Genomic DNA, 14,328 nt, shown 5'->3' on the forward strand with positions numbered 1-14,328 from the left:
CGGAGTTTTTATATTTATTTAACGCAACCATTTCAATATAAAAATATCACACAAAGAATTTTGCGTTATAAAAAAGAATTGAGTTTAATTAAAAATGAATTTCACTCAATTTCATTGAGATTTAATTTTTCCTTTAAAATAGGTAGATGTTCCTGAGTTTGAGTCGCGCACAATGTCACCCCAAAATCACGCTCTAATTCAAGTAACGTAATGAATTGCCCGATATTTTCAGATGACAACAATTTAGGGTGTTGGGTGAGATAGTCACTCATCTTAGTCGAATTCAAACCGTGCTCACCAAAATAGGTTAGGTACTCACGAATATAAAAGGTATCCGACTGATTCGGCTGTTGATGACCAATAACATACCGTGCACATTGGGTAATAACTTGTTCTGAGTAGGGGCTTTTCATTTCATGACTGAATGCGGTGCTGGATAATAGGTAAAGTGCGCTCAAAAGCACGGCTTTATTAAACATTGATTTTTTCATTATAACCTCGGATTTTTATCGGCATATCAAAGAATGGAATAATTCACAAAATTAGCTATCGGGAACCAGATAATTCGGCCCTCTCACTACAATGAACACAATATTGCACACCAGGTAGCGCCATTCGGCGAGCAACAGGAATTTGGTCACCGCAATCAATACAAGACACGGCACTTTGACCTTGGTATTGTTTTCGCTTACTCAGTCGTAAAGATAACAAAAAATCACTCTCAGCTTGAGAGACATCAATTTCATCAGCCATTGGAAACCTCTTGAGACGAGACGGTTTATTCCCCTTAAAAATTTATTATTTAGGGGAATAAACTGTTAACAAACGAAGTGCGTTAGTAATTAGATTAGAGTTGCTCTAATTCACGATTTTTCTTTTCTTGCTTCATTTTATTTCTATACGCATCCAACTCCTTTTTATACTTTTTATCCATATACACAACATCCATGTTAAAGCTCATATGTGGTGCATCAATCCAAATTACCACATCATCTTTTTCAAATCGTGCATATTGATTACCCACAAACGGAACATCTTTCTTAATTAATTTATATTTACTTTTTAATGCATCAAAGAAATAATTAAATCGATATTTTTCGACAACTAACCAAACGCCTTTCACATGATCATCTTGAAATATGACCTCTGCTTTTTTAATACCCTCAATCGGAATATCATTGCGTTTTAACTCCCAAATCGCACCATCTTTATTATCAATGTCATATTTTTTTTCGATATCCTCTTTTGTGTCTTGATTAATGGTTATTCCAATAACACTCACTTCCGCAAAGGTGAAGAACGAGACAAATAACATTAACAGTATACTCATTTGCTTCTTTATCATTTACGCTCCTTATTATTGTTAATGGCAACGGTTGGTGGCCAAGTCGGTTGCAATTCAACCCGCTCTTTTAAATTATCATGATCGGGCAGTAATTTTTGATTTTCTTTTTCCTTAGCAAGTCCTTCTTCGTGTTTTTGTTTCTTGTCTTGGTATTCTTGTTTCAGTTCAGCGTGTTTTTGTTGGATAGGGCGTTGACCTTTATCAATGTATTCTTTGGTGGATTCAATATCCCCCTGAATTTGATTTTGTTTCGCCTCGACACTCGATTTCACATTGTGTTTAACCCCCGCATCATCCGCTAAACCTTGAATAACCTCATTATTGGCATCATATTGATAGCGAATATCCCCTTCTGACATCCCACGATAGCTCGATTCCGTATTGTCCATGGATTCAATTTTGCCGTGGTTGCTTGCATAATCTGATTTCAATTTCGGAAGAAGATTGGTATCGACAAACTGTTTTGCCAAACCATCCACTTCTTTGGCGACCATCGGATCACTGGTATTACCCAGTAATTCATCGGCACGATCAGGCGCATATTGGCGAACAAAACTGGCAAATTGCTGGTCAAAGACACGGTCGATTTGTGCGCTATTATTTTCCGCCCAGCTCGCCATATCACTGTATTCTTGGCTCTTCGTTTTATTCAAGGCATATTGTTCATGATACGTATCAGCGACATTGAGGGAGGCAGCAAATTGTTGGATATGGGAATTTGCTTCGTTATCATTTTGGCTCGCACCGGTTGTCACGCTGTTGCGGTCAAAATAATCTCTTGCTTCTCTAAATTGCTGTTGTAATTGTGCATTTTGGTCATGACGCATGTCTTTGCTTTCATTACTGGATTCTTGCGTGCCATGTGACGAGCCCGTTGATCCAGAAACATTGGCATCACCATAAAGCCCTCCTTTCAATCCAGTTAAACCGCTTAATGGCAAACCAACTTCACCTTTAGTACCTGCAGTGACGGTTCCCCTTGATGAATTATCCATCAATTCATTATAGGCCGCTTGGGTCGTTATACCATTGGCCTTACCGTAAGCCTCAGCAATACTCCACACTTTCTCCATAGCAGCTTGATGATTGACACCTTCACCACTATCGCTTTGTTTCGATAAGGTTGAACTGTCGCCATTTTGTTTATGAAATTGCGATAATATATTCCAACTGCTGTTCACAGCATGTTGGTTCATTTTTTGTGCGTTCATCGCTTGCACTTCGGCATGTTTCGCACTTTGCTGTAACGAACTTACCGCCGCGTTACTGCCTTTAATCGATACAGCCAGTCGTGACATTGCCCCACTGGTGTCCATGACTTCTTGACCACTGCTCGTCAATGTACTGCTTGCCCCGCTGGATAATTGACGTGTCATCTGACCATCACGGAAGCTGGCATTGGTATCCCATTTATTGCCCGCTACATTGCCCGTTTGCATATTATTAAATGACCAGGTTCCATCCGCCGCTTGTGAAGAAGTGGAGGTTGCAGAACTGTTGATGGCGGTTCCCAAATAGTTACCCGCTTGTGCAAAGGTCGGCCCGAGGCCTTTGACTATCGCAATGGCAATAAACGGTATCGATATGGACAACCAACCCGCGATTAACCCGATATCACTGTGCATCTGCTGGATACTGGCTTGATTGGCTAAATTAAAATCAATACCACCCGTTTTCCCCTGCAAGTAAAAGCTGGTCGCATAATTTAAAATAGCAAACATGGGTGGCCACGATTGCAAGTAAATGATGGACATAATGTAGTTGAATAGCATCTTGACCGATAATGAGTGAATGACCGCCAGTAAGATAAAGATAGGAAACAGCGCTATCACTAGCGACAACAAAATCGTATTCAATATCGGCACAAAGGAAACGGCGACCTGAGACGATGTCGCCCAGCTTAAGCGCATTTTATTGTATGAAGACGTCGAGGCTAAGTTGACTAAGCTGGCTGTGTCGCCACTTTGTGCACTGTAAGCGCTGATACCGTTTTTAAGGGCATTCATCACCACCGAACTGCGCATTAATTGACTGGCCGTTTCCGACCCTTGGTAATAAAAATTATAACTGTCTCCCATCATATTACTGTATAGCACATTGGCATCCGGCCTGCCCCCAAAGACTTGCTTGACCATGTAATTCCACGTTTTTCCGCCTGTGGTGGTATCGATGTTTAATTTCGGCATCAAAACATGTTTCGCAATATCTTCACAGGTCCAAAAACCACTTTGGGCGACACCACTTCCACCAACCGCAGCGGTGTTACCGTAGGGCACAATAATCCCTCGCAAAGGACTCGGTTTTTGGAATATGAGGGTATAAGGGTCTCGGCTACTCATCAGCTCTTGGAACGAATACTTATGGTTAATTAAGATGTCGCCTATCACACAGTTTTTGGTATAAAGTCCCATGAGCTCAGCCAAATCCCCATCAACCATCATCGCATCACTGAGATTACCAACTAAGTTCGCCCCAAATAACATCCCTGTTTTACTGTAGGTCAGCGAGTCCGGAGTATGAAAAATCATGTCATACAGTTCGGTTAAGCTCGTTCCAATCGACGTAATAAAACGCGCGGGAACCGCCAGTCCCAGCGGGACATTATCCACTAAATACACGCCTGTCGGATTGGTGCGGTCAATAATCTGCACGGTGCGTTTAGGCACCAATAACACACTGGACACCAAAATAATGATGGCGGCAAACTTGACCAATTCTTTGGGGTCGTGCGCTTTCATAAACGACATCAAGACTGACACCGCAGAAATAAATAACACAATGCGGAACATCGAGTCCCACGTATCAGAGCCTATTAATGCCGCAACGCCGTTGAATACTTGCATCATGTATTCACCGCCACCGAGCACATAGACAGTATCTATCACGGCCATATCTAGGCTCCTCTATTTACTGGCTTCAGGATTGACGATATTGAATCGGGTATTTTGCATAAACCGCTCTTGCAGCTGACTGGACGTTTGTTGGCGCAAGTAACTCATTTGCCGCTCCAGTTCAATCAACACATTGGCTTTGGTGTTGACCATTTGCTGCAGAGATTCCAATTGGCGAGAGGCTTCGGCGATATTCTCCCGCAGCGGCTTCACCGCTTCTTCCATGTAATTTCGGCTGCCCATTGCCCCTTTCGCTTGGTCAATCAACTCCTGCAGGTACTGCAGTAAAATGTCGTAAGCAATATAATCGGCGAGCGCGGGTAATAAATTGGCTTGGATATTCAGCTGCATCGGGTCAACCAGGTACTTCAAAATCGGAATAGAGGTACTTTGAATAAAGCCTTTTTCTTTCGCACTTAACCCCTCATCACTGCGTAACTTGCCTTGGATACCCTCAATCATGGTTTTGGTCATCGAGATAAGGCCGTTTTTACTGTCGATGGTGATTTTTTTACTTTTGAGCTCCAGACAATCTACGGTAGAGACGCACCCCTCAATGGTCATGGTGCCGCCTTCCATCAAAGTTTTGATGAGTTCTTGACGATTCACTTTGGGAATAGTGCTTTTGACATTGCCTTTGGCATCAAAGATGAGTGTACCCGTGAGGTTCATGACCAATTCTTTTAACTCGTTATCACCGGATAAAAACTGACTTTTGGCTAAGATTTCCCACATTAAGTTTTTATTTTGCATGATTTGGTCTTTCATGTTTTCAGGGGCTTTATTAAACGCATTGTTCATTTGCCCGCCGACCGTACATCCTTGGCGAGATGCGGCCCAGTCTTCAAACAGGCTGGTTGCCCCGCCAATGTCTTGACAAATTTTTTGCGACGCCACGGTATTGGTTGGCCACAATCCACCAATGATGCCTTGTGCGGCCTGACACGATGAAATATTCATGCTATTGATATCTGCCGCCATTTTTTGCACAAAGTCTTTTGCCGATTTCAACTCGGGCACGGTGGTTTGCAACGCCAAATCAAATAAATACCCTGCACCATTGGTCATCATCTGTTTGATAAATTGCTGCAACTGCTCACTGTTCATATAAGAAAAAGACCCAAGGTATGCGTCAATTCCGCCACAACCGGCATTAATCGACGGCGGTGTAAATGAGGCAATTTGCAGTTGCTTCACTTGGCTTCGCAGGAATAAATTTCCGCCTGTGGCGTACCCCGCGGCTTGTCCTTCCCAAGCTCGGGCATCCGTGGCATTGCCTTCAAAACCCAATTTATTGAAGAAGTTATTCATGTCGCTATTCACATTGGCAAACGCCGTCGTGTGGTTGAGTAATGCCGCACACAGCACAGGAATGAGTCCTTTACGCATGGAGGCCTCCTAATTGAAAATAAACAGGCCAACACGAGAATAAGGCAGGGTTTATCGCCTTATTCCGGCAAGGAATAGGGTTAATTAAATCATTCATTGTGGGTAAACCTTATAGAGCGCCATTCCCCGCAACGTTGCTGCGTGTCGGCATTAAAGAGTAAAGTGAGATTAAAAGTGATAACGAACTAAACCGCTTTATTGGATTGGAAAAATAGAACCAAACTCGGTGATGAGCATCTTCTCGATAACCGCAAAGTCATGATTGATTGACGGCCGCCAGTAGCGGTAATACCACCATTTCACCTCGTATGCGCGTAAAGCAAAGCACAACTCATACTGTCGATTAAACCAACCATCAATTTTCCATGCCCATCTAAGTGAGGAATTGATAGATATCATCTCTTCACGGAGTCGTCTTTCTAATCGTGCTGCTTTATTTGGTTCGGCTTTAAATGCAATATAAGGTTCTGTATGGTCTACGGGCCAACGATGCCCTTGACAGGACGCAAACGTAGTGAAACCACATTGATTAAATGTATTCACTAGTGGCTCAATCAGTGGGTCGATGATGTGATAATCTCGCTTTTTCATTTGGCTAACTTCCTTTTCACGAGATATAACTCAAATTCGAGATAACAGATATTCAATAGCGTGATGAGCATAATGCACGCATTTTTGGCTGCCATACCCCAAAAACAATAAGGCACGACATACATCGCAACATTCCAAATGTCTTTAAATCGTAACTTATCATTCGGAACATCAACATTACCTGGAAAAACAACCCCAAACTGCCAGTGCATTAACGTCCATAACGCAACCCCAGCAACGATATAGCCCATTAAACTAAGAAAAGAACGGTAAAACGGTGTGTGTATTACTTTTTGTTCCTCCTTTAATTCATGTAACTTTGTTTGTAATGTTGCTCTTTCATTCGTTTGACTCTCACATTGAGAGGCTTGATTTAATGGCGTGTTAGTCATTTTAAATTCCGATTGTGGGGCTTGGTGGGCGCAGTCATAACCCCACCAAAACCCAAGTAAGGTGTTAGAAATGATTTTTCGATGGGTAACAAAGAAATAATGCCGGTAGCAAATAACGCTAGGAGTCACATTAACTTACTGAATATCACCACCGACTTTATTTTGAAATTTCTTTTTTAACCATGAATGCAATGCATCAAGCCACATAGACACCTTATATATAAACACTATCGCGAAATGTTTCGCCGCCAAAGCCCAAAAAGTATAAGGCATGGCATACATCATGATATTCCATAAATCTTTGAATCTAATTTCATGTTCGGGTACGTCGCCTAAGCTTGGCCAAATCGAATTAAAAATAAAATGCAACCATACCCAAGATGCATAACCGGCAAAAACATAGCCGATAAAATTCACAATGCTGGCGTGGTAAGTTTGAATATTAAAAGCACCCTCCATTTCCAATCTTTTACGCTGCTTCTTTAAATCAACATCTTGATTATTTAAATTTGCTAAGTTGGCTGGGTTATCCCTATTTATGTCAATCTGTGATTTTTTCATGATGATGGCCTTTTGTATTCTTCAGTAAAAGTAGGCCGAAACCTACTCACTTCGTTTGATGACTCAGAAATAAACACCATAGTTTCAATTGGATAAAAATTCACTGAACGTTTATTTTGCATTGCGTCTTTTCATCCAAACATCTACGATATTGAGCGCAATACCACCATAAATACAAGCCATCAGTAATACTCTCCCTAACGCCAAACTCAGAAGGGTTAATGGTATGAGATACGCAAACTGAGACATCAGCACCCCCGGTAATGACTCCGCCCCACTCATTTTGCTGGCAATTTTCAGTATCCACGGTGTAAAAAAGGCATTTAAGAGCACCCACGATACGTAGGCCGATAACAACAATGAGGCAAACGAATAAAAATGCGGCCTTAATGCTTTCTTATAGGGCGTATCAGCCGTGACTTTCTCTTTTAATGCGTCACTAAATGACACAACACCACGAACGGCATTTGCGTCAAAATTCATTTTTTCTGAACATTTTTTCATGGTTAATTTCCTTAAATTGAAGTTACACGTTATGGCTGGCTCATTGGGAATGAGTCAGAAACGGAATAATTGATATTGAGATATTTGAGTACTGAAGTGACTCAGAATACTGAATTGAATTAATTAGGTATTTTAGCGAACTTCTTTTTAATCCGTTGTATATACTTATAAATGAGTCTGTCGGCCATATAAAAAAACACAATACTGAGACTTGAAAGTGCTAACACAAAAAACAGCTCACCAAGACAGCGAAATGCAAACTTCAGTTGCGATTGCACTTGTGCTGTCAACCAGGTTGCATTTTCAGGTTTTCCCGCCTCTGTAATCAAGAAATCATTAAAAAAGTAAAACGTGAACAATGTTGCAGCCGCAAAGAAAAAAGCCACATGAAGATATGCATAAACCACATTGTCATTTTTTCGTTTTATATCGCGCTCAATACGTGGGTTTATTTTTTCGCTCATTTAAGCCTCCTTTGTCCCTTTATTGTGTCGCCAACATTAAGTTACTGTTTATCCGATTAATCACATCCTGCATATCGGTCAGGCCTTGTAATAGGGGGTAAGTCCGTAGCGTATTCACCTCAACTAAAAACACAGAAGGCGTCACGACTTGCATTCCAGCCCCAAAAAAAGTCTGCACGACTTCGGCAGGTGCAGGTATCGCATTGGGAAACGCCATATCCCCTTGACCATCAAGCGTGTACGGGAAAACCTTAAATCCCGTTTGCATCGACAATAAAGCTAATTGTGGATCAAACTGCTGGCAATACGGACACTTGGCCTGCATAAACAACACCAAGGTATAATCATTTAAATTCACCACTTTTCCATTGGGTAATCGGTACGGTTTAACCGTAACGGTATTGGTTTTTGAAGGGGGTGTTTCTTCTTCAATGACTGCTTCACGCTCCGTAGGGGCAGTTTTGTGGGCTTCAAGCTCTGCAATATCGTCCAGTACACTCGCTTGCACTAAACCGCTGAAACACAGCATCATCACTAACATCATTATTCTCACGATGTTTTCTCCTCATCCTCCGGAAAGATTGTGGGGGCTTTGATACGTTGCCAGGCTTTAATCACGGCATAGAACAGACCTGCTAAGCTGGTTGCCGCCCCAATGGCAAACAAGAACACCATGCCTGAATCTTGGATTAGTTGCAGCGTTTGCACCGTCGACTCACTGAGTATTTGATGACGTATGTCCATTAACAGGTAAATCAAGCCATAGAAAATCAGTGAGGCAAAAATCAGGGTGATGCCAAGGTAAATCAAAGTATTTTCAATTAATCGTTCTTTGAACGTCGGTTTCATCTTTATCTATCCTTAGTAACTAAAAAATGACTAAGCTGGTCATTCACTCTCAGACACAGTAAAAATCAGTTGATCATCGGTAATGTTCAAGGTGTTAAGTCGGTATTTATCAATGAGCATTCGAACAAAATGGAAAATATCGACACTGTCAACGAATTCGACTTGCTTATGGTTTAAAGCAATGTCCTCCTCTGTGATTGATGTAAAAACGGTTGGACCAAGCCCACACTCCATCGTCAGAACAAATCGCCCTTCCTGATGGTCAATCACTAATTCATGGATTTCATTGTCGGCGCGATAACTCGACCAAGTGATCCGTGTGATAACGGAAAAATAACGCTTAATCTCACCAAAAATGAGCTTTAACGCGAATGACGCGGTCACGCTGCCATGTGCATAGATCTGAAACAGACGTGAACGACGTATTTTTTGATGTCTTTTCATCATGTAGCCCCTCCTCAATAGTTAGGCTTAAAATCTGTTGCAACATCTAAAAAGCGACGTGCCAACGCATCTTGGGTCATAAACCCATACGCAAGCGGTTGGTAATGTTCACTTTTGGGGTCAACGAGGAACAGTGCTGGAAAATGGGTGATACCCATTTTGGCGACTTGCCCCGTATCCGGTCGCGTGTCAGGTAACGCTTCACTGCGAACCCCATCAACCGACACGGGAATAAGTGCAATGTTGTGTGATTGCGCAAAGTCCCGCACCACCGTGGCTAACTGGTTGTCCAGTGGGTCTTGCCCGCGATAAAAGAAAAACACGCCATACTCAGAGGACAATGACTGAATAGCGGCTTTTTCCTTATTTTGCAGTTGGGATAATTGCAATGGCACCGTACTGTTGTAGTGACTGTGTTCCAAGTTGTAATCAAGGGCAGGGTCAAGCAATAACCCTTTTTTCACCGACCGCTCAAATTTACCGGACTGCTCTAGCCAAAAACGTTGATACGCCATGTATCGCAGGGCATTTTGTGGAGAAGGCTGCATAATCGCGGTATCTAAGGCTTCCTCCGTCAATTTTTGCATCACTTTTTTTTGCAGTGTCGGGGATAAACTGGACAGCGGAATTTGCTCAGGTTCAGGTGGCTCCTCATCCTCCTCAGGCTGCGGCTCGTTGTACCAGTGCCAACCGACGATGGGTTCATCCACATAGGTTTTCGTTTCCACTTGTTGGGGGTTGTCGGCCTGTGCGGTGATTGATATCACCAGTCCGATCAGTCCCCATACTAAATGTCGTTTCATCCTTGCCCTCCCTGACCTTGTAGGCCATTGGCGATTTGATTTTTCACGCGATCAATCAATTCTTGATCTGCGGGAATATCAGAGCCAGACTCTAAATCGGAATAGAAATCGGCAAAGTTGAGTCGGTCAAAGTTAATGGCCTGCAACTCATCGACGGTAATACCACGACAGTCACTGTTTTTGGCGCTGCCAAAACCAATGCGCAGTTGCCCGCCACGTCCTTGCTCTTGCACGATTTTGGCCAGTTTACTGTCAAACACGCAGTAGGCTTCTTTCTTCTGAAGACACACTCCGAGGACTTTATTCGAGCAATATGAACCGACATAAATGGTGAGATTGCGGCTTTTGGCTTTCCCCAAGGCTTTTTCTTCACTGTCACAGTGCGCCAGCCCCACATCACTCCCCCAACCGCCACTTTTACAACAATTACTGAACCCCGCTGCGGCTTTACGACAGGTATAACGCTGCCCCGTAAAGGCTCTGACGTTTACATCGTTGAGCTCTGCCACATCTTCCCCTGCAGCCGCCACGGCCGCTAACGCGGACACGGCTTTTTGAAAGCTATTAGCCTTGTCATTCTTGATTTGGTCACACTCACCACTGGCACAAATCAGTTCAACACCGCACATTTTCCCGCCTCCGGTCAGCCCTTTTTCACAGGAAAATACCGCTTGCTCACGCAAACAGGTACTGCCAACAGATTCAATGCAAGTGGTTTTCACAATGGTGCAGGCGGGATTTTTCATGTAATCACCGCAGCTGCCGTTATCTGCCGACTGCTTGGCGTAATAATCGGTGTACTGCCAACATTCACTGTAAACATCGTACTTTTTACCACCCACCGTGACCGTTTTAGTACCCCCTTTTTCCGTACATTGGGTTTCCACTTTCACTTCTTCTGACTTATCAAACGGACAATGTTCAACCCATTCAATTTTCGGTGATGGCGTTTTAACGTTGACCGTCACCATCATATTTAAGGTTAAGGTCGCGGTTTTTGTCGACGCAAAAGCTTGATAGACCAATTCTTGAATACCGACTTGGCACAATTCGCCATTGTTACCGACACAAATCCGATTGGAGGCAATAATTTCTCCCTCTTTCAACGCCATATTTCGTGCATTTAATGTATAGCGACTTGCATTTAACATTTGAAACGTCGTATTCATAAAAATGACATGCTGATTAAATAAAAATCCCGAGTTCAGTGTTAAGGTTGCACTTTGAATGGTGCCCGTGACGGGGGATTTAAAAGAAAACGACCAGCGGTCACCATGCCAGTGGTAAGCAAAATCAGAGGGCGGCACAACAATCGTTTGGTTTTCCCACCCGTCAACCTCCTCCCAGGTGATTTTGGCTGTGCGAGTACAGGCTAAACTGGCGGCGGGCGTTCGCTCACATTGGTGTGACGTGATTTCGGTTTTATCCAGCGTCACATCCTGACAGGGCACCGTAATTTGCCCGCTTTCTGACTCCGCTTTTTCCCGCATATCAATGCCCGCTTTTAAGAACGGCGCGTCTAAATCCAACTTATCCGGTGGGCGATTTTTCATCACCTCCATGGTAGTTTGCCCCGCCTCCGTGTCATTCATCGCTTTGACACCCGCATTTTCCAATCCCGAGGCCGCGCCTGACGTCACACCGCCGTAATAGCCACTTTCGGATGGATTAGCGGTATAGTTCGGAATGATATTGGCGGGGTTGGTGTTTTTTATCGTGTTTGTACCCGTGTTTTTGAGACCGTTAGCAAATTCCGATCCCGCTTTATAATCATTGGCCGCAACCCCAAGTGACACTGCACCCAAGCCACACAACACAATCAATAACCGTTTCATTATCGCTCCTTCGATACCAGCCAATCTCGTGCAACTTCATGACAATCGCCACTGCTGGCAATTCGCTCGATGGCGGATAACAAACGAATATTTCCGTACAACACATCAAAGCCTTGTTCACAGCGCACGACCAGTGCAGGCGCTTGTGTAACGCCATATTGGGTAAAGGTTTTGGGGTCGATTTGGACGCCGCCTTCACCGTTATCTTTGGTCAGTTCAAACACCGCCGTGGCCGTTTTACGAAAATCATTGTCAATCAACCCATTAATCAAAGTGGGGATACCAAGCTGCGTGGCCTCTGGCACCATCTGTTTGAGTCCCGCTTCAGGAATAGAAAACGACACAAAGTAGACAAAGGGGCTTTCCTGCTCAGTTTGGGCTTTAGCGGTATTCGCGGCCTGTTGCTGCGCTTGCTGCTGTTTGGCTAATAAGCTATCAATCCAGACTTTATCCTTGGCGGAGATTTCTGGGGGTTTAAAGCCATCGGGCGGCAAGGACTGGTCGAGCAAGGCCGCGCTTTGGTCGCGCATTTGTTCTAAAAACTGTTGGTCATCCGTTAAGGCGTGACTGGTCGGCGCAAGCATCAGGCTTGCGAACAAAAAGAAAAAAGGTTTCATGAAAAGGACCTCGTGTTAGAGGAAAACGCAGTTACGTTTACGCCAGATGAGATAACCGAAGTTTTGACGACTGTTGGGTGAGGCATGCCCCGTTTGCCAACGCATCACCGAACGACCAAAGGGATGACACTGCGCGGTATCAGGGTACATATTCACCATTTGATAGCGATAACGGTCTTTGGGGATAATCGGTGACGGGTAGGTGTAACACACCTCCTGGTTTTTCCCGATGCTGTTCATCACCAAACCTTGTCGATGTAACTTAAACGCCATGCGCTCGGACAGCAGAACCGATGAAGCCTGTGGACTAAATTGATTGCTGGTATACCCCGTAAACGGATACATACTGCCTTGTGAGCCCGCACACCAAAAGAGCGCATTTAAGGGCTTACTGCCAATACTGGCAATCGCATCGGCGGCACAGGCGCCTTGCGCAATCGGATTGGCAAACACAAACGCTTCAGGGGCAATAATCGACGACAAGGAACTGTCATTCCATAAAGGGTCTAGCTCGGACAAATAAGCAATATCCATATCCCCGCGCTCTAAACAGCCTGCCGAAGTAATGATATTGAGCCAATAGGTCAGCGGGTATTTGTACCAATGCACATGGTAGAACGCTCCTTGGGTCGCAGGGTCATTTTGCGTGCCTTTCCCCCCGCCCATCTTGCCGACATTGATGTTAAATCCCCCTAAATTGACCATGCAATACGGTGAGCGGGTCACATCGGTGAGTGCAAATGGCTCCCAATAGCCAATGGCGAGACCAATACGGTATAAAATCCCCATCGGGCAAATCTGGATAGGACTGGACGGGTTTTCCGTATCCGGAGCCACACCGGGAAACACAGGCACATTACCAATGGTCATGGGGAACAAACAATCCCAACAAATATCGGTGATCGGGTTAACGAAATTCCCCTCACACATCACATCGGCTTTGGCTGGCGTTGTCATTGTCACGCAACCGAGTACACAAGCACTCAGTAACCAACGGGTGAGTTTACTCATCGCCCCTCCTGCATTGCCGCCGAGACGATTTTGAGCTTGTCACCTTCTTGGGTGACGACTGCAGGAATGTACTGAAGCCCAAGTTGGCGACTTAAACTACCCCCTTGGTCAAAGAACACGCGCGTATTGAGCGCCTGTGTGGCTTCCTTGATATTGCCGCTCGTTAAAATGACTTTGTAACGTAAGGTCGCAGGCTGTTGCGCATTCATCCACGCGATTTGGCGCGGATCATCCGCATCTAAAAAGTACAGGGTTTGCCCGAGTGCCACGTGACTGAGCGGGTTAATTTTGTCGCCTTGACGGGCAAACACCACGCCATTGTGGTCAGCATAATCGCCTTGAACCGTAAACGTCGGGTCATACCACACCGTATGGGATTCAGTATCGGTGCTAAGCCAATCCACAGGCGGTGGACGCAGGGTATTTTCAATCACGCGGTCTTTAAAATCTTGCTGCATCTGCGCGATTTCCCCAGAACCCTCCATCTGCTTTAACCGCCCCTGGATAAAGTCCAACATGCTTTGCTCTTGAACGGGGTAGACATCCCCCCATACCCCGAGGTCTTTGGCGGTAACAAGAGAAGGTAAACAAAACAAGATTGCTAATGTAGCGTGTCGTAATCGCTTCATTTC

General features: G+C 44.3%; 18 protein-coding genes. All 18 read right to left on the reverse strand.

Annotated elements, in window-relative coordinates; translation table 11 throughout:
- Positions 1-101: 101 nt before the first annotated feature.
- The 18 genes from J6836_RS22365 to traW all read right to left on the reverse strand — a co-directional run bounded on the left by J6836_RS22365 (position 102) and on the right by traW (position 14,325).
- Positions 102-491: a hypothetical protein gene (locus J6836_RS22365; protein ID WP_219249616.1), complete on the reverse strand. Its 390-nt coding sequence runs from the start codon at positions 489-491 to the stop codon at positions 102-104.
- Positions 492-546: 55 nt separating this feature from the next.
- Entirely contained in the window at positions 547-753 is a 207-nt protein-coding gene (locus J6836_RS22370) for a TraR/DksA C4-type zinc finger protein (protein WP_219249617.1), read from the reverse strand.
- Between the two features lie 94 nt (positions 754-847).
- Positions 848-1,345, reverse strand: coding sequence for a hypothetical protein (locus tag J6836_RS22375; RefSeq protein ID WP_219249619.1), 498 nt, complete (start codon positions 1,343-1,345; stop codon positions 848-850).
- Positions 1,342-4,236, reverse strand: a complete 2,895-nt coding sequence (gene traG, locus J6836_RS22380) for a conjugal transfer mating-pair stabilization protein TraG (RefSeq protein WP_219249621.1) — start codon at positions 4,234-4,236, stop codon at positions 1,342-1,344. Before traG ends, J6836_RS22375 begins: the two co-directional genes overlap by 4 nt.
- Positions 4,237-4,248: 12 nt before the next feature.
- A complete protein-coding gene (traH, locus tag J6836_RS22385; protein ID WP_219249622.1) occupies positions 4,249-5,625 on the reverse strand; it encodes a conjugal transfer pilus assembly protein TraH in 1,377 nt (458 codons plus the stop codon).
- Between the two features lie 195 nt (positions 5,626-5,820).
- Complete coding sequence (locus J6836_RS22390; RefSeq protein WP_219249624.1) at positions 5,821-6,216, reverse strand: hypothetical protein; 396 nt, start codon at positions 6,214-6,216, stop codon at positions 5,821-5,823.
- On the reverse strand, positions 6,213-6,608 hold the full coding sequence (locus J6836_RS22395) for a hypothetical protein (RefSeq protein ID WP_219249625.1): 396 nt from the start codon (positions 6,606-6,608) through the stop codon (positions 6,213-6,215). The genes J6836_RS22390 and J6836_RS22395 overlap by 4 nt, the downstream gene beginning before the upstream one ends.
- Positions 6,609-6,743: 135 nt before the next feature.
- Positions 6,744-7,169, reverse strand: coding sequence for a hypothetical protein (locus J6836_RS22400; protein WP_219249627.1), 426 nt, complete (start codon positions 7,167-7,169; stop codon positions 6,744-6,746).
- 111 nt (positions 7,170-7,280) lie between these two features.
- Entirely contained in the window at positions 7,281-7,673 is a 393-nt protein-coding gene (locus J6836_RS22405) for a hypothetical protein (RefSeq protein ID WP_219249629.1), read from the reverse strand.
- A gap of 119 nt (positions 7,674-7,792) precedes the next feature.
- The gene (locus J6836_RS22410) at positions 7,793-8,137 is read right to left on the reverse strand and encodes a hypothetical protein (protein ID WP_219249631.1); all 345 of its coding nucleotides are present in this window, start codon (positions 8,135-8,137) and stop codon (positions 7,793-7,795) included.
- Between the two features lie 19 nt (positions 8,138-8,156).
- On the reverse strand, positions 8,157-8,681 hold the full coding sequence (gene trbB, locus J6836_RS22415; RefSeq protein WP_219249787.1) for a type-F conjugative transfer system pilin assembly thiol-disulfide isomerase TrbB: 525 nt from the start codon (positions 8,679-8,681) through the stop codon (positions 8,157-8,159).
- A 5-nt stretch (positions 8,682-8,686) separates the two neighbouring features.
- The gene (locus tag J6836_RS22420; RefSeq protein ID WP_219249633.1) at positions 8,687-8,986 is read right to left on the reverse strand and encodes a hypothetical protein; all 300 of its coding nucleotides are present in this window, start codon (positions 8,984-8,986) and stop codon (positions 8,687-8,689) included.
- A gap of 39 nt (positions 8,987-9,025) precedes the next feature.
- Positions 9,026-9,433, reverse strand: coding sequence for a hypothetical protein (locus tag J6836_RS22425; RefSeq protein WP_219249635.1), 408 nt, complete (start codon positions 9,431-9,433; stop codon positions 9,026-9,028).
- A gap of 11 nt (positions 9,434-9,444) precedes the next feature.
- Positions 9,445-10,233: a type-F conjugative transfer system pilin assembly protein TraF gene (gene traF / locus J6836_RS22430; RefSeq protein WP_219249640.1), complete on the reverse strand. Its 789-nt coding sequence runs from the start codon at positions 10,231-10,233 to the stop codon at positions 9,445-9,447.
- Positions 10,230-12,068, reverse strand: a complete 1,839-nt coding sequence (locus tag J6836_RS22435) for a conjugal transfer protein TraN (RefSeq protein ID WP_219249646.1) — start codon at positions 12,066-12,068, stop codon at positions 10,230-10,232. The genes traF and J6836_RS22435 overlap by 4 nt, the downstream gene beginning before the upstream one ends.
- Positions 12,068-12,652 (reverse strand): type-F conjugative transfer system pilin assembly protein TrbC, encoded by a 585-nt coding sequence (gene trbC / locus J6836_RS22440; protein ID WP_219249649.1) that lies wholly within the window; start codon positions 12,650-12,652, stop codon positions 12,068-12,070. The genes J6836_RS22435 and trbC overlap by 1 nt, the downstream gene beginning before the upstream one ends.
- Before the next feature lie 48 nt (positions 12,653-12,700).
- On the reverse strand, positions 12,701-13,696 hold the full coding sequence (traU, locus tag J6836_RS22445) for a conjugal transfer pilus assembly protein TraU (RefSeq protein WP_219249651.1): 996 nt from the start codon (positions 13,694-13,696) through the stop codon (positions 12,701-12,703).
- Complete coding sequence (traW, locus tag J6836_RS22450; protein ID WP_219249653.1) at positions 13,693-14,325, reverse strand: type-F conjugative transfer system protein TraW; 633 nt, start codon at positions 14,323-14,325, stop codon at positions 13,693-13,695. The genes traU and traW overlap by 4 nt, the downstream gene beginning before the upstream one ends.
- Positions 14,326-14,328: the final 3 nt, after the last annotated feature.

Source organism: Providencia sp. R33 (assembly GCF_019343475.1).
Classification (GTDB): domain Bacteria; phylum Pseudomonadota; class Gammaproteobacteria; order Enterobacterales; family Enterobacteriaceae; genus Providencia.

Bases quoted from the DNA above. Each gene is read 5' to 3' on its own strand.
- trbC (WP_219249649.1), bottom strand. From the start codon at position 12,652: ATGCTTGCGCCGACCAGTCACGCCTTAACGGATGACCAACAGTTTTTA.
- J6836_RS22400 (WP_219249627.1), bottom strand. From the start codon at position 7,169: ATGAAAAAATCACAGATTGACATAAATAGGGATAACCCAGCCAACTTA.
- J6836_RS22395 (WP_219249625.1), bottom strand. From the start codon at position 6,608: ATGACTAACACGCCATTAAATCAAGCCTCTCAATGTGAGAGTCAAACG.
- J6836_RS22365 (WP_219249616.1), bottom strand. From the start codon at position 491: ATGAAAAAATCAATGTTTAATAAAGCCGTGCTTTTGAGCGCACTTTAC.
- J6836_RS22420 (WP_219249633.1), bottom strand. From the start codon at position 8,986: ATGAAACCGACGTTCAAAGAACGATTAATTGAAAATACTTTGATTTAC.
- trbB (WP_219249787.1), bottom strand. From the start codon at position 8,681: ATGATGTTAGTGATGATGCTGTGTTTCAGCGGTTTAGTGCAAGCGAGT.
- traU (WP_219249651.1), bottom strand. From the start codon at position 13,696: ATGAGTAAACTCACCCGTTGGTTACTGAGTGCTTGTGTACTCGGTTGC.
- J6836_RS22435 (WP_219249646.1), bottom strand. From the start codon at position 12,068: ATGAAACGGTTATTGATTGTGTTGTGTGGCTTGGGTGCAGTGTCACTT.
- traW (WP_219249653.1), bottom strand. From the start codon at position 14,325: ATGAAGCGATTACGACACGCTACATTAGCAATCTTGTTTTGTTTACCT.
- J6836_RS22410 (WP_219249631.1), bottom strand. From the start codon at position 8,137: ATGAGCGAAAAAATAAACCCACGTATTGAGCGCGATATAAAACGAAAA.
- J6836_RS22405 (WP_219249629.1), bottom strand. From the start codon at position 7,673: ATGAAAAAATGTTCAGAAAAAATGAATTTTGACGCAAATGCCGTTCGT.
- traF (WP_219249640.1), bottom strand. From the start codon at position 10,233: ATGAAACGACATTTAGTATGGGGACTGATCGGACTGGTGATATCAATC.
- J6836_RS22390 (WP_219249624.1), bottom strand. From the start codon at position 6,216: ATGAAAAAGCGAGATTATCACATCATCGACCCACTGATTGAGCCACTA.
- traH (WP_219249622.1), bottom strand. From the start codon at position 5,625: ATGCGTAAAGGACTCATTCCTGTGCTGTGTGCGGCATTACTCAACCAC.
- J6836_RS22370 (WP_219249617.1), bottom strand. From the start codon at position 753: ATGGCTGATGAAATTGATGTCTCTCAAGCTGAGAGTGATTTTTTGTTA.
- traG (WP_219249621.1), bottom strand. From the start codon at position 4,236: ATGGCCGTGATAGATACTGTCTATGTGCTCGGTGGCGGTGAATACATG.
- J6836_RS22375 (WP_219249619.1), bottom strand. From the start codon at position 1,345: ATGATAAAGAAGCAAATGAGTATACTGTTAATGTTATTTGTCTCGTTC.
- J6836_RS22425 (WP_219249635.1), bottom strand. From the start codon at position 9,433: ATGATGAAAAGACATCAAAAAATACGTCGTTCACGTCTGTTTCAGATC.